We start from the raw sequence: 26,021 nt of genomic DNA on the forward strand, positions 1-26,021 counted from the left end.
CTCTCTCCTGACTTCAACGCTTGTAATTCTGTGTGACGAAGGGCAGCGCCACGATCTGCGCCGGTTGCGCCTTGCCCCGGATGATCAGGTTCACCTTTTCGCCCGGCTCACCATGGCCTTTGCTGACGTAACCCATCGCAACCGGGCCGCCGACCGTGGGGCCAAAGCTGCCCGAGGTGATCTGACCAATCGTGTTGCCCTCGAGGCATTGCACTTCCACACCCTGACGCGCCGGTGCGCGGCCTTCGGGCTTGATGCCCACCAACTTGCGGGCGGCACCTTCGGCCAGTTCGCGCTGGACACGATCCGCGCCCGGAAAGCCGCCCTCTTCCTTGCGGCGTTTTTGAATGGCCCAGCCTAGGCTGGCCTCGATGGGTGAGGTGCTCTGATCGATGTCGTTGCCATAAAGGCACAGCCCCGCCTCCAGCCGCAGGCTGTCGCGCGCGCCCAAACCCGCCGGTTCGCAATCGTCATGGGCCAGAAAGGCGCGCGTGATCTCAATGGCCTTGTCCTCGGGGATCGAGATCTCATACCCATCCTCGCCGGTATAGCCCAGCCGCGAGATGCGGCATTCGACGCCGTTGATGTCGGCCACGGTGGTTTCCATGAACTTCAGATCGCGGGCCGCAGGGCAAAGCGCGCCCACCACGTCCTCGGCCTTGGGGCCTTGCACGGCGACCAGCGCCCGGTCGAAGATCTCGGTCACTTCGACGCCGTCCAGATTGGCTTTCATATGCGGAATGTCCTGATGCCGCAGCGCTGCGTTCACCACCACAAAGTAATGATCCCCCGCATTCGACACGATCAGGTCATCCATGATCCCGCCTTCCGGGTTGGTAAAGAACCCGTACCGCGCCTTGCCTTCCTTCAGCGTCGCATAGGCCTGCGGGCACAAAGCTTCCAGCTTCTCACCCACATGTTCGCCCCGCAGGATCACTTGACCCATATGAGACACATCAAACACCGCCGCCTTCTCACGGCACTGCTTATGCTCTCCCATAATCCCCAAAGGATACTGAACAGGCATCTCCCACCCAGCAAAATCAACCATCTTACCACCCAACTCAACGTGCAAATCGTAAAGAGGTGTGCGCTTCGGTTCGGTCATAACTAGGGCCTCTCAAATACCGTTCTCAAAAATCGCCGCGCGGGGTGCCGTGGCAGCTCTGGCCGACAGTCAGTTGTCACCAAGGTTCCCGGGACTCTATTGCAAGTCAACAGGATATGCTTGGCATTCGATGCAGAGCGTATGCGGCCGCATGCCGTAATTTTGTATCCTATAGGAAACTTTTCCCCATTAGGCAACATTTGAAAACGAGAAACCCAAAATCAATTTGACGCGAATTAAAGCTCTTGTGGCGGCGCGATTTTTTGGCCTCCGCCCCCCAAACGCCTCTGGTCCCTGCGCGAATCCTGCCCTAAGACTTCGCCCAAGAGGGACCGCAATGTCACATATTACACTCGTTCGTCACGGACAGGCCAACACCGCAGCGCGTGACGAAGAAAGCTACGACAAGCTCAGCGAGCTGGGCCACCAGCAGGCGCGTTGGCTTGGGGCGCATCTGCAAGAGACACACGCGCATTACCCGCGGGTCTATTGCGGCACGTTGCAGCGGCATGTGGAAACCGCCGCCAGCATGGGATTGCCTGACCCGATTCAGGACCCGCGCCTGAATGAGATCGAGTATTTCAACATCGCACAGTTGTACGAGCAACAGCACGGTGTGACGGTCCCCACAGATCGGGAAGAGTTCGTGGAGCACCTGCCCCGCACTTTCGCCGCTTGGGCCAAGGGGGAAATCGCGAATACGCCCGAAAGTTTCGAGGCTTTCGAAGCCCGCGTATCGGACGCCCTGCGCGAGATTGGAACCGAGGGTGGCCCGGCCATTGTTGTGACCTCGGGCGGGCTAATCTCGATGGTGGTACGGCAGGCGATGGGTCTGGGTGTCCCGGCGATGGCTCGAGTGGCTTTGGCCATCATGAATACCTCGCTGCATCGGTTACACCCGATTGGCGCACAGCTGAGTCCGGTTTTGTTCAACGCCGTCCCGCATCTGGAAGCGCCTGATCGGCAGTTCGCGCAAACCCATTTGTAACCCTTCGGAGGTCCCATGCAGCTTTACTATGCTCCACGCACCATCTCGGTTGCTGTTGCGGTTGCCCTGGAAGAGGCGGGGCTGGAATACGAGGCAATCAAACTGGACTTTGCAGGCGGAGAGCAGACCAAACCCGCCTACAAGCAAATCAACCCCAATGGTCGCGTTCCGGCGTTGGTGGTGGATGGCGGCATCCTGACCGAGACCGGGGCGCTGCTGGAATATATCGCCGCCAAAGCGCCAGAGGCCAAGCTTGTGCCTGAAGATCCGATCATGGCCGCCCGGATGCGTGAGGTGATGTTCTACCTTGCCTCGACCATGCATGTGAACCACGCGCACAAACAGCGCGGGCATCGCTGGGCCGACAAGAAATCCAGCTGGAAGGACATGAAAGACAAAGTCGCGCAGACGATGACGGCGTCCTGCGAATACATCAGTTCGAACGGGTTGCGAGGGCCGTTTGTGCTGGGTGAGGCACTCTCGCTGGCTGATGCCTATCTGTACGTCGTCTGTAGCTGGCTGGAGGGAGACGGCGTTGACGTTACGGCCTTTCCCAAGATTCTTGCCTTCCGAACGGCGATGGAGGCGCGCACCTCGGTTCAGGCGGTTCAGGCCGCTGGCATGCTCTGACTAAAGGAAAACACATGACACATCTCTGGGTCCGGGCAGAACAGCGCCCGAATGAGGAACGGGTCGGACTGACCCCGGAAGGTGCTGCCGCCTTGATCGCGGCAGGTATCCGCGTGACGGTAGAAGAGAGTTCCGTCCGTGCCATTCCGATTGACGGCTATAAGGACGCCGGGTGTGAGATCGCGCCCGAGAATTCATGGCCCGAAGCCCCGCTGGACGCGATCATCTTTGGCCTGAAAGAACTGCCCGAGGATGGCACACCCCTGCCCCACCGCCACATCATGTTTGGTCACGCCTATAAGGGCCAGCATTCGGGTAAAGCGCTATTGGAGCGGTTCAAGGCAGGCGGCGGAACGCTGTATGATTTGGAATATCTGGTGGACGAAAATGGCCGCCGGGTTGCGGCCTTTGGCTATTGGGCTGGCTATGCAGGCGCCGCGGTCACGCTAAAGACATGGGCGGCGCAGCAACGTGGTCAGGAATGCCCGCCGGTGGGTGTATATCGCAGCAAAGACGCGCTGAATGCCGAGTTGCTGACTGAACTGGATGAAACCGGCACCGAGCGCCCCCGCGCCATCGTCATCGGCGCTTTGGGCCGCGTCGGCACCGGGGCCGCTGACCTCTGCGGAGCGATGGGTGTCAGCGTCACCAAATGGGACATGGCGGAAACCGCCAGCGGCGGGCCGTTCCCGGAAATTCTGGACCACGACCTGTTCCTGAACTGCATCTTCGCACGCCCCGGCACGCCGGTCTTTGTTCCACAAGACGCGCTGACCGCACCCCGCAACCTGACCGCCATCGGCGATGTGGCCTGCGACCCGGACAGTGACTACAACCCGGTGCCGATCTATGACCGCGCCACCACTTGGGAGGCCCCGGCCCTACGCGTTGCCGCTGACCCAGTGATGGACGTGATGGCCATCGACAACTTGCCGTCGATGCTGCCGGTCGAAAGCTCGGAAGACTACGCCGCGCAACTGTTGCCCTCGCTTCTGACCCTGACCAATCTGGACAGCAGTGTCTGGGGTCGGGCAGAAGCAACCTACAAAACACATATCGAAGGACTCTGAACCATGACGATTCACTGGTGTGGCACTGGCCTGTCGGCCATCCCCGGCCTGCGCCGTCTGATCGAAGGCGGGCACAAAGTCACCATCTGGAACCGGACCGTCGAAAAGGCCAAGGCCGAGGTCGGAGACCTGACCGACGACATCCGCGCCTTTGACATCGACGCTTTGGGCGCGGTGCTGGAAAAGGGCGACGTGATCGTTTCGATGCTGCCGGGCGACTGGCACGTGCCGCTGGCAGAACTTGCGATCTCGAAAGAGGCAAACTTCGTTTCGTCGTCATATTTCGCGCCCGAAATGCGCGTGCTGGACGATAAAGCACGCGAAGCCGGTGTGGCGCTGGTCAACGAGGTGGGTCTGGACCCGGGCATTGACCACCTGATGGCGCATGCGCTTGTCGACGACTATCGCGCCTCGGACGCGTTCGACCCGGAAAACCACCTGAGCTTCATCTCGTATTGCGGTGGTATCCCGAAGAACCCGAACCCGTTCCGCTACAAGTTCAGCTGGTCGCCGCTGGGTGTCCTCAAGGCGCTGCGCTCGCCGTCCAAGTCGATCCGCGACTACGCTCCGCTGGACGTCGCCCGCCCGTGGGACGCGATCAGCAGCTACATCGCGCCACTGCCCACGCCGGAGAGCTTCGAGGTCTACCCGAACCGCGACTCGATCCCGTTCATGAAACAGTACCACTTTGAAAAGCACTGGCCGGTCAAGGAATTCGTCCGCGGCACTCTGCGCCTGAACGGCTGGGCTGATGCGTGGTCGGATGTGTTTGCCGAGATCGAAACGCTGTCCGGCCCCGAGGGGGACGCGCGCCTGAAAGAGATGTCGGACCAGTTCTGGGAGGAAAATGCCTATGACGAGGGCGAGCCGGACCGTGTGGTCCTGTGCGTGGGCCTGAAAGCCGAGAAAGACGGCACCGAGGTCTGGCACAAGACCTACGTGATGGACGCCTGGGGTGATGCGCGCGGCACGGCCATGGCGCGGCTGGTCTCAATCCCGGTGTCGCTGGCGGTCGAGGCGGTTCTGAACCGCGCCATCCCGGCTGGCGTTCACGCCGCCCCCAGTGACCCCAAACTGGTACAGGGCTGGATGGCCGAAATCGATACGCTGGCCCAGCATCTTCAGGTGGTCGACCACACTGCCTAAAAAAGAAAAAGCCATTCCGGGTGATCGGAATGGCTTTAGCGGTGTCTAAGGTCGTCTTGCTTGTGCATCTTCGTCTTTCAAATGTAGCGCTCGATCGTTTGGTCGATATCGCTGCGGTTGATGCCAAGGTCCGCAAGTTCTTGGTCAGACAAACGATTCAATTCCTGCGCCGCACGAACAATGTTCGATCTGATTGCATGCAACCGCATCGCCCGATCGAACAACAGAACCGCACTGGCATCGACCGACGTTTTCTGAGGTGGGTTTGAGTCCAACATTTTCTCCTCCGTTTTTGTGCCGCACCTGTGGCGGCGATCAGTGAACCTGACGCTTGTAGGGCTGCTTGTGATAGACGCTCTGATAGGCGCGTTCTTTGATCTCGTCGCGCGGCACACCGATGTCCGCCAACTGCTTGTCGCTCAGGTTTTCAAGCTCGCGAACGGTATTGGCCAAGATTCCACGGCGGAAATGTTCGACCCGTGCTTCGGCGTAATTCGAGAACATACCGAAGAAGAGCCCCTTCTGAGGGGTAACTGTTTGTGCGTATCCCATGACTTTCTCCTTTCACTCTGAATTGCGTTGAAACAGAGAAAAGAACTCGGGATTAACGATACCGGAGAGTTGGATTAAGACTGGTTAATGTGTCGGGCTACGCCGAGCTGTCGGGATCGTTCAGATAGAAATGCGCCAATTTGAATCGAATCTTGTTCTGATGGGTCGCAGATCGGGTTGCCGACTAAAGGGCGACCCAATCCAAAATGCATCGAAGGCGGCGAAGACTTCTTTTCCACGCGCCTCTGGCCGTTTTCAGGCGTCGTTCAGCCAAAATCTCATATGGCCTTACCGAAACAAACCTGCTGATGTGTTTAAATAGGCATAGCACCTACATCAGATCGTTCTCGACATCCTCTGCCGAAATCCCCAGCGCATCGAGACCGTTCTCAAGGTGATCCGACAGGTGCGGAGTGCCGATCAGATAGTCGGCGCAAGGGGTTGAGGCTTCGGATTTTGCGGTTGCGATTGCCTCGGCCAGATCTTCGGCGAAAAAGCTTTCGCGCCCGATCCACATCACGGCAACAAGCTCGGCCTGCTCATCCTCGCCCATCCGGTCGATAAAGGCGCGCAACTCGCCCTCGGCCCGGTTCAGTTCCCGCCCCATCATGGCGACCTGAGCGATTTTTCTTGCCGAGATTTCCAACATGACCCAACTCCTCGTGTTCGCGGTTTCATCCTAGCACAACCATCCCACGGGGCCTGAGTCTTTGATCTTACGCAAACTAAGCGGCCTTATGGCTCGCGAATGCGCGAAACCGGATGATCGGGAACAGGGGCAGTGCGAAACGGTCGGAACCGGGCCTTTTTCACCCACAGCTTCAATGCCTGCCACAGGATCAGGACAAACGCGCGACGCGCACCAAAGGGGCGGCGTAACAGCGACCACAGAATCGCGCGATTGGTCAGAGGTGCCCGAGGGCCGGTCAGAGTCGCGATCAGCCCGCCGTTCTCACGCCCATAGTCGATCCAGACGCCGACGCGATCGCGACGGTAATCGAACCGGAATGTGTATGAGCCTTCGATTTTCTGAAACGGCGACACGTGCATCAGTTTATCGGCTACGATCCGGTCTGAGGGCTGAATCGGTGCGAAATTGGGATTGTGGCACAGATAGCTGTGGCGTGTGCCGTAGGTGTTCGTCACCTCTGCGACCACCGCATAAAGCTGTTCCTCGGCGTCGAAACAGAACCAGAAGCTGACCGGATTGAATACATGACCCAGTACGCGCGGTTGGGTCAGCAGCGTGACATGGTCTGGCTGGGTTACCCCCATCTGGTCGAACTGATCGCGCAGCCAGGCTGCGCCTTGGCCCCGCCCGGGTTCACCTCCGTGGTCGCGGTCCCGCCAGTTGGTGATATTGGCGCGGTTTATGGAAAACAGCAGCGGAGTGTCAGGCTGGCTTTCAGGGTCCAGCAGAATATAGTCCACGGAATAACGAAAGGCGTTCTGGATCGCGCCTTTGCGTCCGTGAAACGTATGACCCGCGATATGGTCAAGCTTGCTCAATCGGCGATCCTCACGCTGCCTGTAAACCGTTCAAACGGCATTCTTTTCCTCATTTGTTTACGCAAGATACTACGAAAATTAGCGCAGCGCGGATCAAAAACAGTCCACAAAGTGATCCAACTTGGGCCAGCCCGCGTAATGTGGTTATGTTTACCGAGATCGAAACCGTGACCTTGGATGAACCGGCGGCCGACGGGCCAACACTCAAACCTTGGCGCGCGAAGAAACGCATCAGGGGCAAGCCGGTGAACAAAGCGGATGGCAGTTGTGATACCAGAACTGAGTGGGTGAGCCACGTCAGACGCATTCGGGACGCGCAGGATCAGGCGGCCTTTGCTGAGCTGTTTCAGCACTTCGCGCCTCGGATCAAGGCGTTCCTGATCAAGTCGGGGTCTGACGCCGCATTGGCCGAAGAATGCACGCAAGAGGTCATGGCGACCTTGTGGCACAAAGCGCACTTGTTCGATCCCACCCGCGCGACCGTGGCCACCTGGGTGTTCACGATCGCACGGAACAAGCGCATCGACGTCCTGCGCAAACAGCGCCGGCCCGAGCCCGAAGATCTTGGATGGGGCCCAGAGGCGGAACCTGATCAGGACGACGTATTGGTGCTGCAACAGGAAACCGCGCAGCTGCGTGACGCTATGGCAGCGTTGCCGGAGGCGCAGAGAGAATTGATCGAAAAGGCCTATTTCGGCGACCTGAGTCACCGCGAGATTGCATCGCAAACTGGTCTGCCGCTGGGCACGATCAAATCACGAATTAGGCTGGCGCTGGACCGCTTGCGCCACGCGATGAACTGAGATGGCAACAATGAGCAACAAGATCAAACATCACCTGACAGACGACCTGCTGATGGCCTATGCCGCAGGTACTCTGCCCGAAGCCTTCGACCTGATGGTCGCTACGCATCTGTCCCTGTGTGACCACTGCCGCGCCCGCGCTGAGAGCTTTGATGCAGTGGGTGGCTGCGTGTTGCAGGATCAGGATACTTCAACGCAGATGAGCGATGGGTCGCTGGCCGCAACGATGGCTTTGATTGCGCAAGGCGCACCGGTTGCCAAGCCAGCGCGTCCGGGATGTTCGGTTCTGCCCGCGCCTTTGCAGGATTATGTGGGCGGAGATGTGAATGACATAAAATGGCGCCCCATCGGCATGGGCGTGAAACAGGCGATCCTGCCGACCACACGCGAAGCAACCGCGCGCCTGTTGTTCATACCCGCCGGTGCTGCGGTGCCGGATCACAGCCACAACGGCATCGAATTGACGATGGTCTTGCAGGGCGCTTTCTCGGACGAAGTAGACCACTTTGCCCGCGGCGATGTCGAGATCGCGGATGAAGACCTGCATCACACACCGACGGCCGATATATCGGAAGACTGCATCTGTCTTGCCGTGACTGACGCGCCGTTGAAGTTCAACAAACTGATGCCACGTCTGTTCCAGCCATTCCTGCGCATCTGAAGCATCTGAGCGATTCGTGGTACATTGACCCCGCATTTGGTTTGGGAGGTGATCATGAAAAAGCGTTTGGTTTTGGGTGTCTTCTTTGCTGGCATTGCTTGCGCTGCGTGGGCGCAGCCTGCGGCAGAAGTGAAATTCGAGCCCGGGAATTTTGGAACAATGGTCAGCGGGACCATCACCGGCGACGAGTACTTTGACTACAGTCTCGGCGCGAATGCCGGTCAGGAAATGTTCGCCGAGCTTCAGGTCAGTGACACCAATGGTAATGGCGTGATCTATTTCAACATCCTGCCGCCGGGCAGCGATGGTGAGGCGATCTATATCGGATCGATCAACGGCAACACCGCCCGGATCGAGCTGCCGGAGAATGGAGATTATACGATCCGCGTCTACCTGATGGGCAATGACCGCGATACCGGCAAGACGGTAGGTTACAACCTGGACCTGTCGATCCAGTAGGATTCAGGCTTCGGATTTTCCCAGCGGTACCACGTTGGGGTGTTCGTCTGGCGCGAGTTCCTCAAAATCGAAGTTGTCCAGCCGCTGCGCCCGACGCCCGGCTTTTTCAGCGCTGATCTTGATCTCGGAAATATCCTTGGCCGCTTGTCCGAAATGGCGGTCCAAATTGGACACGCGGTCGCCCAGACGTTCGACATCCTTGTGCAGCGCCCCCAATTCCTTGCGAATGGCCCCTGCCTGTTCCCGCATCCGCGCGTCTTTCAGGATCGCGCGCATCGTGTTCAGCGTTGCCATACAGGTGGTCGGCGACACGATCCAGACGCGTTTGCTGAAGCTCTCCTGCACCAGTTCAGGGAACTTGGCGTGCAGCTCGGCATAGACAGCCTCGGACGGCAGGAACATCAGTGCCCCGTCAGCGGTTTCACCGTCCAGAATATATTTCTCGGCAATATCGTTGATATGCTTGCGGACGGTGCTGCGGAACATCTGCACTGCTGCCTTCAATTCCATGTCATTGGTGGAACCGATCAGCGCCTCATAAGCCTCCAGCGGGAATTTACTGTCGATCACAATTGGACCCGGCGGGTTCGGCAAATGGATCAGACAATCCGCCCGCCGTCCGTTTGACAGGGTGGCCTGCAATTGGAAACTGTCCGAGGGCAGCGCCTTCGAGACGATATCGTTCAGCTGGATCTCTCCAAACGCCCCACGAGTTTGTTTGTTAGACAGGATATCCTGCAAGCTCAGCACGTCGCCCGACAGTTTGGTGATATTGTCCTGCGCCTTGTCGATGGCGGCCAGACGTTCCTGCAATTGAGTCAGCGAGGTCGCAGTCTGTTTCGACGAGCCATGCAGCGATTCCTTCATCCGCTCCTGCATCTCGGCCAGCGCCCGCGCCGATTTCATCGCGTTGTCCGCCAGCCGGTCATTCATCTGCTGCTGCACCGAGGACAAGCGCGATTCGACCGTCTGGATCACCTGCACCTGCGCATTGGCCTGCGTATCCGAGACATGCTGCAACCCGCCGCGCAGTTGTTCCTGCCCTTGCCCCAGCTGTTGCACATGCTGACCCAGGTGCGCCATCTGCCGGGCCAGAGGTTCCGCCATCCGGGCCGAGCGCTGCGCCGCCCGCATGGACACAAACAACAGCAGCAGGATCAACGCCACGACGCCGCCCGCAATCAGGATCATGGGGTCGTTCAATGCAACTTGGGTGCCAGCAATCTCGATCATGTCGCCTCGGATGTTCTTGTTTTATTCTTCATAGCCCGCGCGGGTCGCGGGATCAACTGCGCCCGAACAGGCGTTCAATATCGCTCAGCTTCAATTCCACGTAAGTTGGCCGCCCGTGGTTGCACTGGCCGGAATGGGGCGTGGCCTCCATCTCGCGCAGCAGGGCGTTCATTTCTTCGGCGCGCATCCGACGACCCGACCGGACCGAGCCATGGCAGGCAACACGGCTGAGGATCGCTTCGATCCGCGCCTGTACCGTCTGACTTTCGCCCTGATCGGCCAGTTCGTCGAGGATATCGAGGATCATCGCGCGGGCGTCGGCCTCACCCAGAATAGCCGGAGTTTCGCGTACGGCGATGGCCCCGCCACCAAAGGGCTCCAAAGTCAGGCCGAGGCGGGACAGGTCATTGGCCACGGCCATCAGTCGCGCGCAATCGCCTTCGGAAAGCTCCACAATCTCGGGGATCAGCAGCGCCTGCGCGGCGACACCGTTCTCGGCCATCTGGGTTTTGAGCTTCTCATATACCAGACGTTCATGGGCGGCGTGCTGATCCACGATCACCATGCCATCGGCCGTCTGGGCGATGATGTAATTCTCATGCACCTGCCCACGCGCAGCACCCAAAGGCAGGTCGGCGACGGGCGGTTCCTCGGCAACGGGTGCTACGGGCGTCGGCTCCACAATACTGCCGCTGTAATCCTGCGAGAGTTCCGCAAAGCCTGGCGCTTGCGCCCTGTAGGCCGCCTGACGCGCCGCCGGAGACGGCCGGTCCATCTGATACACCCGCGCGGGCGCGGGCTGAGCGGGCAGTGTCGGTTCGGGCCGCATCGCGCCCAAAGTCGCATTGGCGACGGTCGAAGACGCCCGGTGCCCCGCTTCAGCCAGTGCGTGCCGTAAGGCCGAAACGATCAGCCCGCGCGCCACGCCGGGATCGCGGAATCGAACCTCGGATTTCGCGGGGTGGACGTTCACATCCACCAAGGTCGGGACGCAATCAATGAACAGCGCCGCCGCGGGGTGGCGGTCGCGGCTGAGGAAATCGAAATAGGCCGCTCGCAACGCTCCGGTCAGCATCTTGTCGCGCACAGGCCGGCCATTGACGAACAAGTACTGTGCCACTGCCGCGCCGCGCGAATAGGTTGGTAATGCGGCATAGCCATACAGCCGGATGCCTTCACGCGTGGCGTCAATCTGCAGGGCATTCTCGGCAAACTCGCGTCCGATCACGCGCGCCAAACGGGCATGCAGCGCGTCGAACAGATCACCGTTTTCGCGGTCGGCGCGAAAGGTCACACGCCCTTCGCCCCCGCCCGAAACATCGCGCAGTGTGAAAGTGATCGCAGGTTCCGCCATCGCCAGACGTTTGACCGTGTCACCAATCGCCTGCGCCTCAGCCCGGTCAGTGCGCATGAATTTCAGCCGAGCCGGTGTGGCAAAAAACAAATCACGCAGCTCGACCACCGTCCCGGCGCGCAGGGCTGCGGGTTTTACCGCCTCCATCTTTCCACCTGACACATGAATTTGCGCCGCCTCTCCCCCTGGCACCCGGCTTGTAATGGTCAACCGACCGACCGCGCCCAACGAGGGCAACGCCTCACCCCGGAAGCCAAAGGTGTGAATGTTCAGCAGGTCCGAGCCGTCGATCTTGGACGTTGCATGACGCGACAGCGCCAACGGCAAATCCGCAGCCGAAATCCCGCAACCGTCATCGGTGACGCGAATCAAGGTTTTGCCCCCATCAGCTATATCAACGGCAATCCGGGTCGCCCCGGCGTCGATTGCATTCTCGACTAGCTCCTTGACCGCCGAGGCTGGGCGTTCCACCACCTCACCCGCTGCAATACGGTTGATAGCGGCATCGTCGAGCTGCCGAATAACGGGGCGGTTTTCGCTGATATTGGGGTTTGCCTGTGCCATACCACCAGACCTAGCACAGACGAGCACGATTCTGCCACTGGTTAGGCTGCTCTATTTTTCGGGAGGGGGCGTTCGAACAATCGCGCAGTGCCGCAACTTGCGTACGGCGAACCTGATCGCGATTGTCCGAACGATCCGATGTGAGTGGTGGTCATTCAGAATTTAATAGCGGGGGACCTAGCACGAAAATTGGTATGACAATCATTAACTCTGTCAGGGTTTGGAATCTGGGCGATTTTCAGCCGACAGGTCATGTGCCAGTACAGCGGGATCACGCCGTGTCAAGCAGTGCTGGGTGCTCCGGCACGGGTGCGGCACGGCCCCCAAATCGCGGTGGCCGCAAGGATTAGGCCGGACATAGTCGCAATCATCCCTGCCGCACTGACAGCGTCCGAACCCCCCAACCAAAGCGGCCCGTAACCCGCCAGAACATACCCAAAGATCGCCGACAGGATGGCAAAAATGACACTCCAGATAATCTGGGTTTCCAACCGGTTAGTCATCATACGCGCCGCCGCCGGAGGGCAAATGAACATGGCGATCACGATGATCGACCCAACCGCATCAAAGGCGGCCACGGCGGCAATCGCGGCAACGATCACCAAAGCCATGCCCAACGCGCCGGTGCGGATGCCGATGGTGCGGGCGAACCCTTCGTCAAAGGTCGAGATTTTCAGCGGACGCCAGAACAGCCAGATGAACAGGACCACGCCCAGCAGCGTCAGCGCGATGCGCGGCAATTCCGGCGGCAGCCCGGCCAATGCCGTCAGGTCCAGCAGCGACGACCACCCCACAGCATCCAGCCATATCAGGCTTTCCAGATTGCCGTAAAGCGCATGTTCCACGTCCAGATGCACGGTCGAAGTATCGGTCTGCTCCAACAACAGCACCCCGCCTGCGAACATCGTTGTAAACACGACCCCCATCGCAGCGCCGGGTTCGATCTGACCCAATCGCCGGATCGCCTCGATCATCACCACGGCCACAATCGACGCCCCCGCCGCGCCCAGCATCATCGGCCAAGTCGAGATCGCTCCGGTCAGGATAAAGGCCACCACGATGCCCGGCAGCACCACATGGCTGATTGCATCCCCAATCAGAGCCTGTTTGCGCAGAACCAGAAAGTTCCCCGGCAACGCGCAGGCAATGGCCGCAAAGGTCCCGATCAACAAGGGCGTCAGCGACAGGGAGACGAATTCTTCGCCGCTCATGAGGGCACCCCCTGCGGGCCGCCGATCCGGCGGTCGATCTCGGCAATCTGGTCGCGGGTCAGAACGGTTTCGATGTCGCGCAACCCGTCATAGAGCGCCGCCGTTGCCTCATGCGCTTGATCGGCGCGAACGATTTCCCACCGTTTTTCATCGCGCAGCGCTTTGGCGGCGCGGGCCTTACCGGCCTCGGTGGCAACGCCGTCAGCCCGGGCCAGCCCGGCACGTTTCAACAGGCGCAGAGTCAGCGGTTCATAGATCTTCTGGTCCTGCGCCAACGCCAACAGACCCTGCCGGACGTGCACGCGTCGCTGAAACTTCTGATGTTTCAAAACCGCTGCCAAAACACCTCGGACCGGTGCAAACAGAAGGGACAGGGCGAAGAACCCAAAGCTGACCAAAACGATGATCGGACCGGTGGGCAAATTGGGGGCCGAAGCCGACAGCGCTGCGCCCAGATACCCGGCCAGACCACCCGCCACACCGGCCAGCAGTACCACTCTGTCCGAACGTTCAGTCCAGAATCGCGCAGTCACCGCAGGAATGATCAGCAACGCCACGATCAGGATCAGCCCGACGATCTTCAGGCCAACCACAGTGACGGCCATTACCAGCCCCATCATCGCAAGGTCGATGCGATGCACCGGCAACCCCCGCGCCGCCGCATATTCCGGGTCAAAAGCCACCATGGTCATCGGACGGCGGATGATCATCACCATCAGCAATGTCGCCGCCCCTCCGACCGCGATGATCAACGCATCGGCCCAGAGCATTCCGGCGGTCGAACCCAGCAGGAACCCCTCTAGCCCAGCCTGACGGCCAACGCCCATGGTTTGAATGATGGTCAGCAGCACGATGCCAAAGCCGAAAAACACGGACAGAACCGCTCCGATCGCCGCATCTTCGGCCAAACGCGTGTGGCGTGTAAGCCAGTTCATGCACAGCAACCCGATCCAGGCCGAGATCGCCGATCCGGCCAAAAGGCCGATCAGGTTGCGCCCGTCCCCGCCCAAGGCGACCAGCAGCATGAAGGCGAGGCAAACGCCCGGCAGCGTCGCATGGCTGATCGCATCGCTGACCAGCGCGCGTTTGCGCAGAAACAGGAAAGTGCCGGTAACCCCGGCGGATACGCCCAACAAGGTCGCACCAATCGCAACCAGCGTGGCGTTATAACCAAGCTGCAGGGTCAGAGCGTCCCAAAGCATGAATTACCCCAGCGCGCGCGAAATCTGGTCGATCTGAGCGGTGGCCAGACGACCTCCGTAAGCCGATTGCAGGGTTTCGGCTGTGAATGCTTCGGTCACCGGACCTTCGGCCACCTTGCGGGTGTTGATCAGGAAGACATGGTCGAAATAGTCGGTGACGGTGGCCAGATCGTGATGCACCACAACAACGGTCTTGCCGGCCTCTTTCAGTGATTTCAGCACCGCGATAATGGCCTTTTCCGTGGCTGCGTCGACGCCTGCAAAAGGTTCGTCCAGCAGATACAGATCCGCCTCCTGCGCCAGCGCGCGGGCCAAAAAGACACGTTGTTGCTGGCCGCCCGAAAGCTGTCCGATCTGGCGATCCGCAAAATCGCGCATACCGACACGGTGCAAACAATCCATTGCTTGCGCCATATGCCGGGCGCGGATGCGGCCCAGCAGGCCCAACTGCCGCGACAGGCCCATTAGAACAACATCAATCACGCGGGTCGGAAAATCCCAGTCAACACTGGCGCGCTGCGGCACATATGCGATCCGGGCGCGTTGCTGCTCCAACAGCTTGCCATAGACAGTCACCTGCCCGGACAGCGGCGACACAATCCCCAAAGCGGCCTTGAGCAGGGTCGATTTGCCCGCCCCGTTCGGGCCGATGATGGCTGTCATGGCGCCGGGCTGAACAGTCATGTCCACCGAAAACACTGCCGGTTTTTGACCGTAAGAAACAGTCAGCCCGCGAATGGCCAGTGGGCTGTCGTCCAAGCTGTGCTCGGTTATCGAAACACCCTGATCAGCGGCCAGTTCCAGCATCACTCAAAACCCCGCTGACAATCGGCCGTTCATGCCGCGATCAGGAACATCTGCGCCCAGAGCGCCCGCAATGACGGTGATGTTGTGGTCCAGCATGCCGATATAAGTGCCCTCATAGGTGCCCGGTTCGCCCATTGCGTCCGAATACAGCTCGCCACCGACACCCACATCATGACCTTTAGCCGCAGCCCCTTCGATCAGGGCGCGCATCGACCGGTCCGAGACCGAGCTTTCCACGAATACCGCTTTCAGCTGTTTGTCGACCAGCGTATCCACAAGCTCTCCTATCCGGTTCAGACCAGCTTCGGACTGGGTCGAGATGCCCTGAATGCCCATCACTTCATAGCCGTATTCGGCACCGAAATAGCCAAACGCATCGTGCGCCGTGACGAGCAGACGGTTATTTTCGGGAACAGATGCAAGAGCCTGAGCGGCATAGGCTTCCAACTGGTCAATCTCGTCCAGATGCACCTGTGCGTTTGCTGCAAAGATGTCCGCTGCCTCGGGGCGTGCCTCAGTCAGCGCTTCTTGCACTTCGACCACCACATCGCGCCACAAGGCAGGGCTCATCCACACATGCGGGTCGTATTTGTCAGCATAATCGTCATGGGCACGCAGTTTTGACGTGTCGATCCCTTCGGCGACGGCCACGACGGCGCGCTTACGGCTGAGGTCGTGGAAGAAGTCTTCCATCTGCGCCTCAAGATACAGACCATGCCACAGGATCAGATCGGCGCGGGTCATTGCAACGATGTCGCTGCGGGTCTGGCGATAGGCGTGCGGGTCGACGCCGGGGCCCATCAGGCCCTTAACCTCAACCTGATCGCCGCCAACCTGCCGCGCAGCATCCGCGATCATACCGGTTGTGGCGACCACTTTCAGCGGCGCCTCGGCCCAGGCCGTCAATGGCAAAGCAGCGGCAAAAGCCAGTGCTGCAAGAAAGCTGCGACGAATCATCTTAGACCCCGATTTGGAACTCTGTTGAGAATGAATATGCGAACCATTCGCAACTAAGTCAACGCTCTTGCGAATTATTCGCAAGAAAACGCTTATTTTGTCCATTTGGTCAAAAAATAACTCCTCTACCCCGCGCTATGCCTTCCAATTACGCGCCGCCCGTGCGAATTTGACGCAAACCTCCCAAAGGATGTGATTATGGAAACGCAGAGCTCAGACAGCCCCGTGCGCACCGCGCATCTGCCGCAAGTGACCGAGCCTAGAAACCCCGGTATGGACCTTGATCTGGACTGGGTGCGGGCCGTGCAGGCCAACACCTCGGCGATTGAGCGCCGCGCGGCGACCCTGCCCGGTCGGCGGTCGGTGAAGAAAGACTATCAGGCCGCGTGGCTACTGAAGGCGGTCACGATGATCGACCTGACCACCCTGTCGGGGGACGACACAGTAGGGCGGGTGCGCCGCTTGTGCGCCAAGGCGCGTCGACCCGTGTCTGCGTCGGTTCTGCAGGCGATGGACATGCCGCCGATCACTACCGGCGCGGTCTGTGTCTATCACGACATGATCGAAACCGCCGTTGAGGCGCTGAAAGGCACTGGCATCCCAGTTGCAGCGGTATCAACCGGTTTTCCGGCGGGTCTGTCGCCGTTCCACCTGCGCGTGGCCGAAATCGAGGAAAGCGTGAAGGCCGGGGCTGAAGAGATCGACATCGTGATCTCTCGCCGCCACGTTCTGTCCGGCGACTGGCAGGCATTGTACGATGAGATGAAAGCCTTTCGCGTGGCTTGCGGCGATGCCCATGTCAAAGCCATTTTGGCGACCGGAGAACTTGGGTCGTTGCGCAACGTCGCCCGCGCCTCGCTGGTCTGCATGATGGCGGGCGCAGATTTCATCAAGACCTCGACCGGGAAAGAGAGCGTAAACGCCACCCTGCCCGTGTCACTGGTGATGATCCGCGCAATCCGCGACTACTATGACCGCACCGGGTATCGGGTGGGGTACAAACCTGCGGGCGGTATTTCCAAAGCCAAGGACGCGCTGGTTTACCTGTCGCTGATCAAGGACGAGCTGGGTGACCGCTGGCTGGAACCGGACCTCTTCCGCTTTGGTGCCTCGTCGCTGCTGGGCGATATTGAGCGGCAGTTGGAACACTATGTCACCGGGTTCTACTCGGCTGGCTACCGTCACTCCATGGGCTGAGGAAAAGAACAATGACAGTCAAAGAAATCTTCGAGACCATGGATTATGGCCCCGCCCCCGAAAGTGCTGCTGAGGCGCTGGCTTGGCTGGTCGATCAGGGCGACAAGTTCGGTCACTATATCGACGGGGCATTTACCAAACCGGGAAAAGGGTTCGAAAGCCGCAATCCCGCGACCGGAGAGGTTCTGGCAAAGCTGACGCAAGCGAAACAGACCGATGTGGACGCCGCTGTTGCCGCCGCCCGCAAGGCACAACCGAAATGGGAGAAGCTGGGCGGCGCAGGCCGTGCGCGGCACCTCTATGCCATTGCGCGCCTGCTGCAGAAACATGCGCGCCTGTTTGCGGTGCTGGAGAGCCTGGATAACGGCAAGCCGATCCGGGAATCGCGGGACATCGACATCCCTCTGGCGCAGCGGCATTTCTATTACCACGCAGGCATGGCGCAATTGATGGAGAGCGAGTTGCCAGACGCGCAGGCTTTGGGGGTGTGCGGTCAGATTATCCCATGGAACTTCCCACTGCTGATGCTGGCGTGGAAAATCGCGCCCGCGCTGGCGATGGGGAATACGGTGGTTCTGAAACCAGCCGAGTACACTTCGCTGACCGCGCTGCTGTTTGCCGATTTCTGCTCGCAGGCCGGGTTGCCCAAAGGCGTGGTCAATATCATCACTGGCGACGGTGCCGTGGGTGAGATGCTCGTGTCCTCGGACGTCGACAAGATCGCCTTTACCGGATCGACCGTCGTTGGTCGCCGTATCCGTGAGGCAACCGCAGGGTCGGGCAAGGAGTTGACGTTGGAGTTGGGTGGTAAGTCTGCCTACATCGTTTTTGACGATGCCGATATTGATTCAGCGATCGAAGGGCTGGTCGATGCGATCTGGTTCAATCAGGGTCAGGTCTGCTGCGCGGGCTCGCGCCTGCTGGTGCAGGAAGGCATAGCGGATCGTTTTCACGACAAGCTGCGCGCGCGGATGGACAAGCTGCGCGTCGGTGATCCGCTGGACAAATGCGTCGACGTGGGTGCGGTTGTGGACCCGGTCCAATTGCAGACCATCAAGGGACTGGTCGAAAGCAACACGGTCGGTCATGTGCATCAGGCGGCCTGTGAGCTGCCTGCGAACGGCTGCTATTACCCGCCAACGCTGATCTCGGGGCTGGAAACCTCCGATCCGCTGATGCAGGAGGAAATCTTTGGCCCGGTTCTGGTGTCTTCGACCTTCCGCACACCGGCTGAGGCGGTTGAGCTGGCCAACAACACCCGTTACGGGCTGGCCGCGACGGTTTGGACCGAGAACGTGAATCTGGCGCTGGACATCGCGCCCAAGCTGGTTGCCGGTGTGGTCTGGGTGAACGCGACCAACCTGTTCGATGCCGCTGCCGGCTTCGGCGGGGTGCGTGAAAGCGGCTTTGGCCGCGAAGGCGGTTGGGAGGGGCTGGCGGCCTATACCAAGCCCAAAGGTAAAGCTAAGCCGCTGGCGAAAGTTGAAGCGGTGATGGGCGAAGGTGCTCCGGTCGATCCGATTGACCGCACCGCCAAGATGTATGTCGGCGGCAAGCAGGCGCGGCCCGATGGTGGCTATTCCAAGCCCGTCTGGGGCAAATCCGGCCTGCTGGGCCATGTGGGGCTCGCCAACCGCAAGGACGTCCGCAACGCGGTTGAGGCTGCGGCGGGGGCCAAGGGCTGGTCCAAGACCACCGGCCATCTGCGGGCACAGATCCTGTATTACATCGGCGAGAACCTCTCGGCCCGTGCGGACGAATTCGCCGCACGCATTGACGCCATGACCGGCAAGAAGGACGGCGCGAAAGAGGTCGAAACGTCGATCCAGCGCCTGTTCACCGCCGCTGCATGGGCCGACAAATATGACGGTCAAGTGCATGGCGTTCCGATCCGGGGCGTGGCGCTTGCAATGAAAGAACCAGTTGGCGTGATCGGCGCGCTCTGTGCGGATGAGGCGCCGCTGCTGGGTCTGGTCTCGGCCATGGCCCCGGCGATTGCGATGGGCAACCGGGCGGTTCTGGTGGCATCCGAGCCCTACCCGCTCGCAGCGACGGATTTCTACCAGATCCTGGAAACATCGGACGTGCCTGCGGGCGTGGTTAACCTCCTGACCGGCAACCATGCTGAACTGGCCAAACCTCTGGCGTCGCATCTGAACGTGGATGCGGTCTGGTCCTTCTCGTCCACCGATCTGTCGAAAGAGATCGAGGTCGTATCGGCCGGAAACCTGAAGCGGACCTGGGTCAATAACGCGACGGCATTTGATTGGAGCATGGACCATTCCCGCCGCTTCCTGCAGGCTGCAACCGAAGTAAAAAACATCTGGGTGCCCTACGGAGAGTAGGGCTCCCGCCAAAGGGAGGCCCACATGGATTTTTCAGGACAAACCGTCATTGTCATTGGCGGCACCAGCGGTATCAACCGCGGCATTGCCGAGGCTTTTGCAACCGCAGGCGCGAAACTGGCGGTCGCCAGCCGCTCGCAAGAAAAGGTCGATGACACTGTCGCGGCTCTGAAAGCTGCCGGTGCGGCTGAGGCCATCGGCGCGGCCTTTGATGTTCGCGACCCGGATGCGGTGGCGGACGGGCTGAAGCAGTTTCACGACAGGTTGGGCGAATTCGATGTTCTGGTCTCGGGCGCGGCAGGTAACTTTCCGGCACTGACGTCCGAGATGTCGGTCAATGCGTTCAAAACGGTGATCGACATCGACCTGATGGGCACCGTCCACGTGATGAAAGGGGCCTACCCTTACCTCAAAAGCCCCGGCGCGAGCATCATCAACATCTCGGCCCCGCAATCCTTTCTGCCTTACGAAGGGCAGGCCCATGTCTGCGCCGCCAAGGCCGGCGTGGATCAGATCACCCGGACGTTGTCGATGGAATGGGGGATCGAGGGCATCCGCGTGAACTCGGTCGTGCCGGGGTTCATCGAAGGCACGGAGGGCGCGAAACGTCTGGCCCCCAGCCCCGATGCTGAAGAGGCCCTGCGCCGTGATGTTCCGCTGGGGCGCTGGGGCACTACGCAGGACGTGGCCAATGCCTGCCTGTTCCTTTGCTCGGATATGGCCAGTTATATCAGTGGCACGGTTCTGTCGGTCGATGGCGCGCTGTATCAGCGCGGGTCAGGCAAGTTCGGGCAGATGATGGGGCAAATGCTGCGCAATATGAAAAAGGGATGAGCCCGGCCCACCCCTTTTTAGATCAGTTGGTGGTTTCCAAACCCTCGGGCTTGCCGACCACTGTGAAATGCAACCCCTCGGGGTCGAGCAATTCGCTTGCCACGCGGTTCACATCATCCAGCGTCACCGCATTCACCTTGTCGTTGCGGGTGGTGATATAGTCGATGGGCAGATCGTCCATCTGCATCCCGACCATAATCCCGGCGATCCTGCCATTGCCGTCGAACCGCAGCGGGTAAGCTCCGGTCAGATAGGTCTTGGCATCATCCAATTCCTTCTGCGTCACACCCTCAGCCGCCGCACGCGCCCATTCGGCACGGATCACCTCAACTGCTTCGGCGATGCGGTCATTGCCCGAAGACACCGAACCCAGATAGACCGAGGCCAGATCCTTGGGCACCAGATAGGTCGCGACCCCATAAGTCAGGCCGCGTTTTTCGCGCACTTCCTGCATCAGTCGGCTCTCGAACCCGCCGCCACCCAGAATGTGGTTCAGGACAAAGGCGGCAAAGAAATCCGGGTCGTGACGATCCATCCCCGCATGGCCGAACAGGGCCACGGATTGCGGTGTGTCAAACTCGACCACGCTGACGCCGCCGGGGATGTTCACATCGGCACGACCCGGCTTGGCTTTGCCAGTTTCCGGCAGGTCGGCCAGCAGCTTGTCCAGAAGCGCGCCCAGTTCTTCGGCGGTGATATCACCCACAGCACCGACATAGAGCCGATCCTTGGCAAATACGTTGTCATAGGCGGTGACCACATCATCGCGGGTCAGGGCAGAGGCACTTTCGATGGTCCCCTTGCCCTCGGTGCCGTAAGGATGATCGCCATAGGCCATCTGCGCAAAACTGCGCCCGGCGATATCGTTCGGGTCAGTCTGGTCCGACCGCAGGCCAGACACGACCTGCGCCTTCACCCGCTCGACCGCGTCCTCATCAAAACGCGGCTCATGAATGGTGGTGCGCAACAGGTCGATCACCTCATCCCGGTTCTCGGTCAGGAACTGGGCCGAGATCGAGACTGAGTCATCCGAAGCATCATAGCGGAACGAGGCGGCCAGCGACTCCAGTTCGCGCGCATAAGTGCGGGCGTCCATATCGCCTGCACCTTCCTCGATCAGCCCGCTCATCAGATAGACAGCCCCACGCTTACCGGGCTCATCCAACGAGGTACCGCCACGAAAGCGCAGCTCCAGTGCGGTAAAGGGGATCGAATGATCCTCGACCAGCCATGCGGTGATGCCACCGGGCGAGGTGACCTCTTCAATTTCAATTTCCGCCCAGGCGGGCAGCGCGATGACGAAGGCAATCAGTGGTGCGATAAACCGTTTCATTGCGTCACCTCATCGTCTTTCATCAGCCAACCGGTCACCGAGGTTTCGGGTTGCAGAACCTCACGGGCGGCGGCGATGATCTCATCCCCCGTCACGGCCTGCAGGATGTCGGGCCAAGCCTGTACGTCTTCGACCGTCAGACCGCTGGTCAGGGCACGGCCATAGCGGTTGCCGATCCCGTCCACATTGTCGCGTGCATAGGTCTGGGCGGCGCGCAGCTGCATCTTGATCCGGTCGAGGTCTTCTTCGTTCACGCCCTCGGCAATGAAATCCGCGACGGCCTGATCCATGGCATCTTCGGCCTCTTGCAGGGACACACCTGCGGCGGGCACCACGATCAGATCAAAGGTGGTGTCGTCCAAAGAGACACCGCGATAGAAGGCGCCGGTGTAAACCACCATTTGTTGTTCAAACTGCAGTTTTTCATTCAGGTAGGAGGTCGTGCTGCCGCCCAGCAACTCGGCCAGCAGGAAAAGGGCTGCAGCTTTTTCCTGTTCACCGGGATCACGCTCGGGCGCCAGATAGCTGCGCTGCACATAGGGCTGCGACACACGCGCGTCTTTATAGGTCAGGCGACGTTCAGCCGTCTGCGGCGGCTCTTGCGACCGCATACGCTCGGGCAGGTCAGGATTGGCAGGGATAACGCCGTAATATTGCTCGGCCAGTTTCTTGACCGCGTCAGGCTCGACATCGCCCGTCACCACCAGAATGGCGTTATTGGGCGCGTAATGCGTCTGGTAGAAGGACAACGCGTCCTCCATATCCAGCGTCTCCATCTCGTGCCGCCAGCCGATGATCGGGACGCCGTAACGGTGGTTGAGGTATTGTGCCGCACTCATCTGCTCGCCGAACAGGGCGCGGGGGCTGTTGTCCGTCCGCTGATTGCGTTCCTCAAGGATCACGTCGCGTTCGGTAAGGATATCGTCTTCGGTCAAACGGATGTTGCGCATCCGGTCTGCCTCCATCCGCATCATCAGTTCCAGCCGGTCGGCCGCGACGCGCTGAAAATAGGCGGTGTAGTCGTACGATGTGAACGCGTTGTCATTGCCACCATTGGCCGCAACGGTGGCCGAGAACTCACCCGGTGCAAGCGTATCGGTGCCCTTGAACAGCAAATGCTCCAAAAAATGCGCAACGCCGGACGAGCCAACCGGTTCGTCCGCCGATCCAGCGCGGTACCAGACCATGTGTTGCACGACAGGGGCGCGGTGATCCTCGATCACAACGACATCCATGCCGTTGTCCAGCGTAAAAGTTGTGACCGCCTCATGCCCTTCTTTGGCAAACAAAGGGGCGGCGGCGAACAGGGCGGCAGACAATGCCAGGGCCCGAACCATGGGGCGTCCTCCGTTTCATTTGATGGTGTTCAAACTACGGTGGTCCTGCGCAGGTTCAAGGCCGATGACGGAAAGTTAAGATTTATTCATCAGCTGGAGGCGCCGAGGGCGTCTCGATCCCCGCGCGACGTGCTGCCTCGTTCTGCGCGTCCGCGTCCAGCGACTGACGCTGATAGACCTGCGAATACCGGTCGACTTTAAACAGGCGCAACCGGGTCCAGCGGCCTTGCTTTCTGCGGAATTCCGCGTCTTCGCCGTCAACGACCTGCCGTGTGTTGGACGCCACGCCATAGCGGCTTGAGGCCGTTACAAGCGCCGCATCCGAAGACGGAATTGCCGTATTGGCATTCAGCGCCGCCGCGTTGCCGCCAAGCGCCACAACCGCATCTTCCTTGGGGTTGGGATCGGTCAGGTTGCCCCCTCCGGGCGTGGGTGCCGGGAGGAAGGAATAATCCTGCGGCTGTGTCAGCGGCTTGACCGGCATCACCGAAAACTCGTCCGGGCCGTCCCCTGGTGCCTCAAGGTGGCGCAGACCGATATCCGAACATCCGGCAACACCCAAGCCCAATGTCACAGCAAGTATGGAACGCGGCAGCCGCATCAGAGTCTCCAGCCAGTTTCAGGCGCTTTTATCGCATATAACCCGGCGCGTCACGAGGGCTTTTTGCTGTCGAACAACACAAGTCCGATGGCACCCGCAAAGATGAACACATCGGCCAGATTGAACACGAACGGGTTGTTTATGCCGCAACAGGACATGTTCAGGAAATCCAGAACGTATCCATACAAAACACGGTCCACCACGTTGCCCAGCGCACCGCCGATCAGCAGACCGCCACAGAACAGCATCAATTTTGACGGGACCGAGCGCATCAGCCAGATCAGCACACCGACCGAGATCGCCAGAGAGACCCCGATTAGAACCCAGCGGGCGGCTTCGGAATTGCCCTGAAACAAGCCGAAATTGATGCCCCTGTTCTCACCGTATTTGAACACCAAAAGCGGCGGCAAAACGTCGATATTGCCATCGGCCACGCGCATGACGTGAACGACCAGATACTTGCTGATCTGGTCGATCAAAAACGCGGCCAGCGTGGCCCAGAGCAGGACATGAGAGCGCATCAGTGGCGGAAGTGGCGCATGCTGGTAAAGACCATGGCCAGACCGGCCTCATCCGCCGCCGCAATGACTTCGTCGTCGCGCATCGAACCGCCGGGCTGTATGACGCAGGTCGCGCCTGCCTCGGCGGCTTCCATCAGACCGTCGGGGAACGGGAAGAACGCATCCGAGGCTACGGCAGAGCCGATGGTCAGCGGTTGCGGCAAGCACAGCGCATCGGCCATGCGTTCGGCTTTTTTAGCGGCGATCAGTGCGGAGTCCACACGGCTCATCTGCCCCGCGCCCACGCCAACCGTCGCGCCATCCTTGACGTAGACGATGGCATTGGACTTAACGTGTTTCGCCACTTTCCACGCAAATAGCAGGTCGCGCATCTGCTCATCTGTCGGGGCCTTCTTGGTAACAACCTTCAGGTCATCCATGCCAACAAACCCGTTATCCTTGTCCTGCACCAGCAGGCCACCGGCCACCTGACGCACGGTTTTGCCACCGGCGGTGACATCGGGCAGGTCATCGGTCGTCAACAGGCGCAGGTTCTTCTTGGCGGCGAAGATCGCCTTGGCCTCATCGGATGCGCCCGGAGCAATCACGACTTCTGTGAAAATGCCGGTAATTTCCTGCGCAGTTTCGGCGTCCAGCGGCTGGTTCAGTGCCACGATGCCGCCAAAGGCCGAGGTGCGATCGCAATCAAACGCGGCCTTATAGGCGTCCAGCAGGGTCGCCCCTGTCGCGACGCCGCAAGGGTTGGCGTGTTTGATAATGGCACAGGCCGCGCCTTGCGCCGGGTCAAATTCGGCCACCAATTCGAACGCCGCATCAGTGTCGTTGATGTTGTTGTAGCTCAGTTCCTTGCCCTGATGCTGCACAGCAGTCGCCACGCCGGGGCGGTTGGTGCCGTCGGTATAGAACGCCGCCTGCTGGTGGCTGTTCTCACCATAGCGAAGGGTTTGTTTCAGCTCACCGGCAAATGCACGGCGGCGCGGAGCCTCAGCCGCCAGCGCATCGGCCATCCAGTTCGACACAGCGGCGTCATAGGCAGCCGTGCGGGCATAGGCCGTCTGCGCCAGAGTCTGACGGAACGCATAAGAGGTCTGGCCGTCATTCGCCGCCAGTTCAGCCAACAGCGCGTCATAATCCTCAACATCCACAACGACGTTGACAAAATCGTGGTTCTTCGAGGCTGCACGGATCATCGCTGGGCCACCGATATCAATGTTCTCGATGCAGGTGTCGTAATCAGCGCCCTTGGCGACGGTCGCCTCGAACGGATAGAGGTTCACCACCAACAAGTCGATCGCGCCGATGCCGTGTTCATTCATCGCAGCCACGTGGCTGTCATTGTCGCGCAGCGCCAGCAACCCGCCATGCACCATCGGGTGTAGTGTTTTCACGCGGCCATCCATCATCTCGGGGAAGCCGGTGATCTCGCTCACGTCCTTCACCTCAAGCCCCGCATCGCGCAGCGCGCGCGCCGTGCCGCCGGTCGACAACAGCTCGACCCCGCGCTCAGACAGCGCCTTGCCCAGCTCGATCAGCCCGGTCTTGTCGGAAACGGAAAGCAACGCGCGGCGCACGGGGTGAAGGTCGGTCATGGGTCCAAAG

The 26,021-nt window shown here is 60.1% G+C and carries 26 protein-coding genes; 10 read left to right on the plus strand and 16 right to left on the minus strand.

What is annotated here, in order from left to right:
• Positions 1 to 13 precede the first annotated feature (13 nt).
• Entirely contained in the window at positions 14 to 1,108 is a 1,095-nt protein-coding gene (gcvT, locus tag ACR0LN_RS09720; protein ID WP_480429392.1) for a glycine cleavage system aminomethyltransferase GcvT, read from the minus strand.
• A 337-nt stretch (positions 1,109 to 1,445) separates the two neighbouring features.
• Between gcvT and ACR0LN_RS09725 the strand changes: the two genes are divergently transcribed.
• From ACR0LN_RS09725 to ACR0LN_RS09740, 4 genes are read left to right on the plus strand one after another with little or no spacing between them, the layout of a single operon-like run.
• Positions 1,446 to 2,096, plus strand: a complete 651-nt coding sequence (locus ACR0LN_RS09725) for a histidine phosphatase family protein (protein WP_480429393.1) — start codon at positions 1,446 to 1,448, stop codon at positions 2,094 to 2,096.
• A gap of 15 nt (positions 2,097 to 2,111) precedes the next feature.
• Complete coding sequence (locus ACR0LN_RS09730) at positions 2,112 to 2,726, plus strand: glutathione S-transferase family protein (protein WP_480429394.1); 615 nt, start codon at positions 2,112 to 2,114, stop codon at positions 2,724 to 2,726.
• Positions 2,727 to 2,740: 14 nt separating this feature from the next.
• A complete protein-coding gene (locus ACR0LN_RS09735; protein ID WP_480429395.1) occupies positions 2,741 to 3,796 on the plus strand; it encodes a saccharopine dehydrogenase in 1,056 nt (351 codons plus the stop codon).
• Positions 3,797 to 3,799: 3 nt separating this feature from the next.
• The gene (locus ACR0LN_RS09740; RefSeq protein WP_480429396.1) at positions 3,800 to 4,942 is read left to right on the plus strand and encodes a saccharopine dehydrogenase family protein; all 1,143 of its coding nucleotides are present in this window, start codon (positions 3,800 to 3,802) and stop codon (positions 4,940 to 4,942) included.
• Positions 4,943 to 5,019: 77 nt separating this feature from the next.
• On the opposite strand, the gene ACR0LN_RS09745 is transcribed toward ACR0LN_RS09740, so the two are convergent.
• The 4 genes from ACR0LN_RS09745 to ACR0LN_RS09760 form a co-directional block, all read right to left on the minus strand.
• The gene (locus tag ACR0LN_RS09745; protein ID WP_480429397.1) at positions 5,020 to 5,220 is read right to left on the minus strand and encodes a DUF1127 domain-containing protein; all 201 of its coding nucleotides are present in this window, start codon (positions 5,218 to 5,220) and stop codon (positions 5,020 to 5,022) included.
• 37 nt (positions 5,221 to 5,257) lie between these two features.
• Positions 5,258 to 5,494 carry a DUF1127 domain-containing protein gene (locus ACR0LN_RS09750; RefSeq protein WP_480429398.1) on the minus strand — a complete coding sequence of 79 codons (237 nt, stop codon included), beginning with the start codon at positions 5,492 to 5,494 and terminating at the stop codon, positions 5,258 to 5,260.
• 331 nt (positions 5,495 to 5,825) lie between these two features.
• Positions 5,826 to 6,143 carry a DUF3775 domain-containing protein gene (locus tag ACR0LN_RS09755; RefSeq protein ID WP_170326413.1) on the minus strand — a complete coding sequence of 106 codons (318 nt, stop codon included), beginning with the start codon at positions 6,141 to 6,143 and terminating at the stop codon, positions 5,826 to 5,828.
• A gap of 86 nt (positions 6,144 to 6,229) precedes the next feature.
• Complete coding sequence (locus ACR0LN_RS09760; RefSeq protein ID WP_480429399.1) at positions 6,230 to 7,003, minus strand: DUF1365 domain-containing protein; 774 nt, start codon at positions 7,001 to 7,003, stop codon at positions 6,230 to 6,232.
• Positions 7,004 to 7,290: 287 nt separating this feature from the next.
• Between ACR0LN_RS09760 and ACR0LN_RS09765 the strand changes: the two genes are divergently transcribed.
• From ACR0LN_RS09765 to ACR0LN_RS09775, 3 genes are read left to right on the plus strand one after another with little or no spacing between them, the layout of a single operon-like run.
• Entirely contained in the window at positions 7,291 to 7,806 is a 516-nt protein-coding gene (locus ACR0LN_RS09765) for a sigma-70 family RNA polymerase sigma factor (RefSeq protein ID WP_480429682.1), read from the plus strand.
• Positions 7,807 to 7,816: 10 nt separating this feature from the next.
• Positions 7,817 to 8,467, plus strand: a complete 651-nt coding sequence (locus ACR0LN_RS09770; RefSeq protein ID WP_480429400.1) for a ChrR family anti-sigma-E factor — start codon at positions 7,817 to 7,819, stop codon at positions 8,465 to 8,467.
• A gap of 54 nt (positions 8,468 to 8,521) precedes the next feature.
• Positions 8,522 to 8,926 (plus strand): hypothetical protein, encoded by a 405-nt coding sequence (locus ACR0LN_RS09775; protein ID WP_480429401.1) that lies wholly within the window; start codon positions 8,522 to 8,524, stop codon positions 8,924 to 8,926.
• A 3-nt stretch (positions 8,927 to 8,929) separates the two neighbouring features.
• On the opposite strand, the gene ACR0LN_RS09780 is transcribed toward ACR0LN_RS09775, so the two are convergent.
• The 6 genes from ACR0LN_RS09780 to ACR0LN_RS09805 all read right to left on the minus strand — a co-directional run bounded on the left by ACR0LN_RS09780 (position 8,930) and on the right by ACR0LN_RS09805 (position 16,254).
• On the minus strand, positions 8,930 to 10,159 hold the full coding sequence (locus tag ACR0LN_RS09780) for a DNA recombination protein RmuC (protein ID WP_480429402.1): 1,230 nt from the start codon (positions 10,157 to 10,159) through the stop codon (positions 8,930 to 8,932).
• Between the two features lie 52 nt (positions 10,160 to 10,211).
• Positions 10,212 to 12,077 (minus strand): DNA mismatch repair endonuclease MutL, encoded by a 1,866-nt coding sequence (gene mutL / locus ACR0LN_RS09785; protein WP_480429403.1) that lies wholly within the window; start codon positions 12,075 to 12,077, stop codon positions 10,212 to 10,214.
• 281 nt (positions 12,078 to 12,358) lie between these two features.
• The gene (locus ACR0LN_RS09790) at positions 12,359 to 13,288 is read right to left on the minus strand and encodes a metal ABC transporter permease (protein ID WP_480429405.1); all 930 of its coding nucleotides are present in this window, start codon (positions 13,286 to 13,288) and stop codon (positions 12,359 to 12,361) included.
• Positions 13,285 to 14,490 (minus strand): metal ABC transporter permease, encoded by a 1,206-nt coding sequence (locus ACR0LN_RS09795; RefSeq protein ID WP_480429406.1) that lies wholly within the window; start codon positions 14,488 to 14,490, stop codon positions 13,285 to 13,287. Before ACR0LN_RS09795 ends, ACR0LN_RS09790 begins: the two co-directional genes overlap by 4 nt.
• A gap of 3 nt (positions 14,491 to 14,493) precedes the next feature.
• Entirely contained in the window at positions 14,494 to 15,297 is an 804-nt protein-coding gene (locus tag ACR0LN_RS09800) for a metal ABC transporter ATP-binding protein (RefSeq protein ID WP_480429407.1), read from the minus strand.
• Positions 15,298 to 15,300: 3 nt separating this feature from the next.
• Positions 15,301 to 16,254, minus strand: a complete 954-nt coding sequence (locus ACR0LN_RS09805; RefSeq protein ID WP_480429408.1) for a metal ABC transporter solute-binding protein, Zn/Mn family — start codon at positions 16,252 to 16,254, stop codon at positions 15,301 to 15,303.
• A 198-nt stretch (positions 16,255 to 16,452) separates the two neighbouring features.
• Here ACR0LN_RS09805 and deoC point away from each other — a divergent pair, with 198 nt between their 5' ends.
• Genes deoC through ACR0LN_RS09820 form a run of 3 tightly spaced genes read left to right on the plus strand, consistent with a single transcriptional unit; the run spans position 16,453 to position 20,630 of the window.
• Positions 16,453 to 17,451, plus strand: a complete 999-nt coding sequence (gene deoC / locus ACR0LN_RS09810; RefSeq protein WP_480429410.1) for a deoxyribose-phosphate aldolase — start codon at positions 16,453 to 16,455, stop codon at positions 17,449 to 17,451.
• Between the two features lie 11 nt (positions 17,452 to 17,462).
• Positions 17,463 to 19,796, plus strand: a complete 2,334-nt coding sequence (locus ACR0LN_RS09815) for an aldehyde dehydrogenase family protein (RefSeq protein ID WP_480429411.1) — start codon at positions 17,463 to 17,465, stop codon at positions 19,794 to 19,796.
• A 24-nt stretch (positions 19,797 to 19,820) separates the two neighbouring features.
• Entirely contained in the window at positions 19,821 to 20,630 is an 810-nt protein-coding gene (locus tag ACR0LN_RS09820) for an SDR family oxidoreductase (protein WP_480429412.1), read from the plus strand.
• Between the two features lie 22 nt (positions 20,631 to 20,652).
• Here ACR0LN_RS09820 and ACR0LN_RS09825 read toward each other — a convergent pair whose 3' ends face one another.
• From ACR0LN_RS09825 to purH, 5 genes are all read right to left on the minus strand, one after another.
• Positions 20,653 to 21,963, minus strand: a complete 1,311-nt coding sequence (locus ACR0LN_RS09825; RefSeq protein WP_480429413.1) for a M16 family metallopeptidase — start codon at positions 21,961 to 21,963, stop codon at positions 20,653 to 20,655.
• The gene (locus tag ACR0LN_RS09830; RefSeq protein ID WP_480429414.1) at positions 21,960 to 23,300 is read right to left on the minus strand and encodes a M16 family metallopeptidase; all 1,341 of its coding nucleotides are present in this window, start codon (positions 23,298 to 23,300) and stop codon (positions 21,960 to 21,962) included. The genes ACR0LN_RS09825 and ACR0LN_RS09830 overlap by 4 nt, the downstream gene beginning before the upstream one ends.
• 82 nt (positions 23,301 to 23,382) lie before the next feature.
• The gene (locus ACR0LN_RS09835) at positions 23,383 to 23,901 is read right to left on the minus strand and encodes a DUF3035 domain-containing protein (protein WP_480429415.1); all 519 of its coding nucleotides are present in this window, start codon (positions 23,899 to 23,901) and stop codon (positions 23,383 to 23,385) included.
• A 50-nt stretch (positions 23,902 to 23,951) separates the two neighbouring features.
• Complete coding sequence (gene lspA / locus ACR0LN_RS09840; RefSeq protein WP_480429416.1) at positions 23,952 to 24,422, minus strand: signal peptidase II; 471 nt, start codon at positions 24,420 to 24,422, stop codon at positions 23,952 to 23,954.
• The gene (gene purH / locus ACR0LN_RS09845; RefSeq protein WP_480429417.1) at positions 24,422 to 26,011 is read right to left on the minus strand and encodes a bifunctional phosphoribosylaminoimidazolecarboxamide formyltransferase/IMP cyclohydrolase; all 1,590 of its coding nucleotides are present in this window, start codon (positions 26,009 to 26,011) and stop codon (positions 24,422 to 24,424) included. Before purH ends, lspA begins: the two co-directional genes overlap by 1 nt.
• Between the last annotated feature and the right edge of the window lie 10 nt (positions 26,012 to 26,021).

It is taken from the genome of Ruegeria sp. AA6, assembly GCF_056542865.1.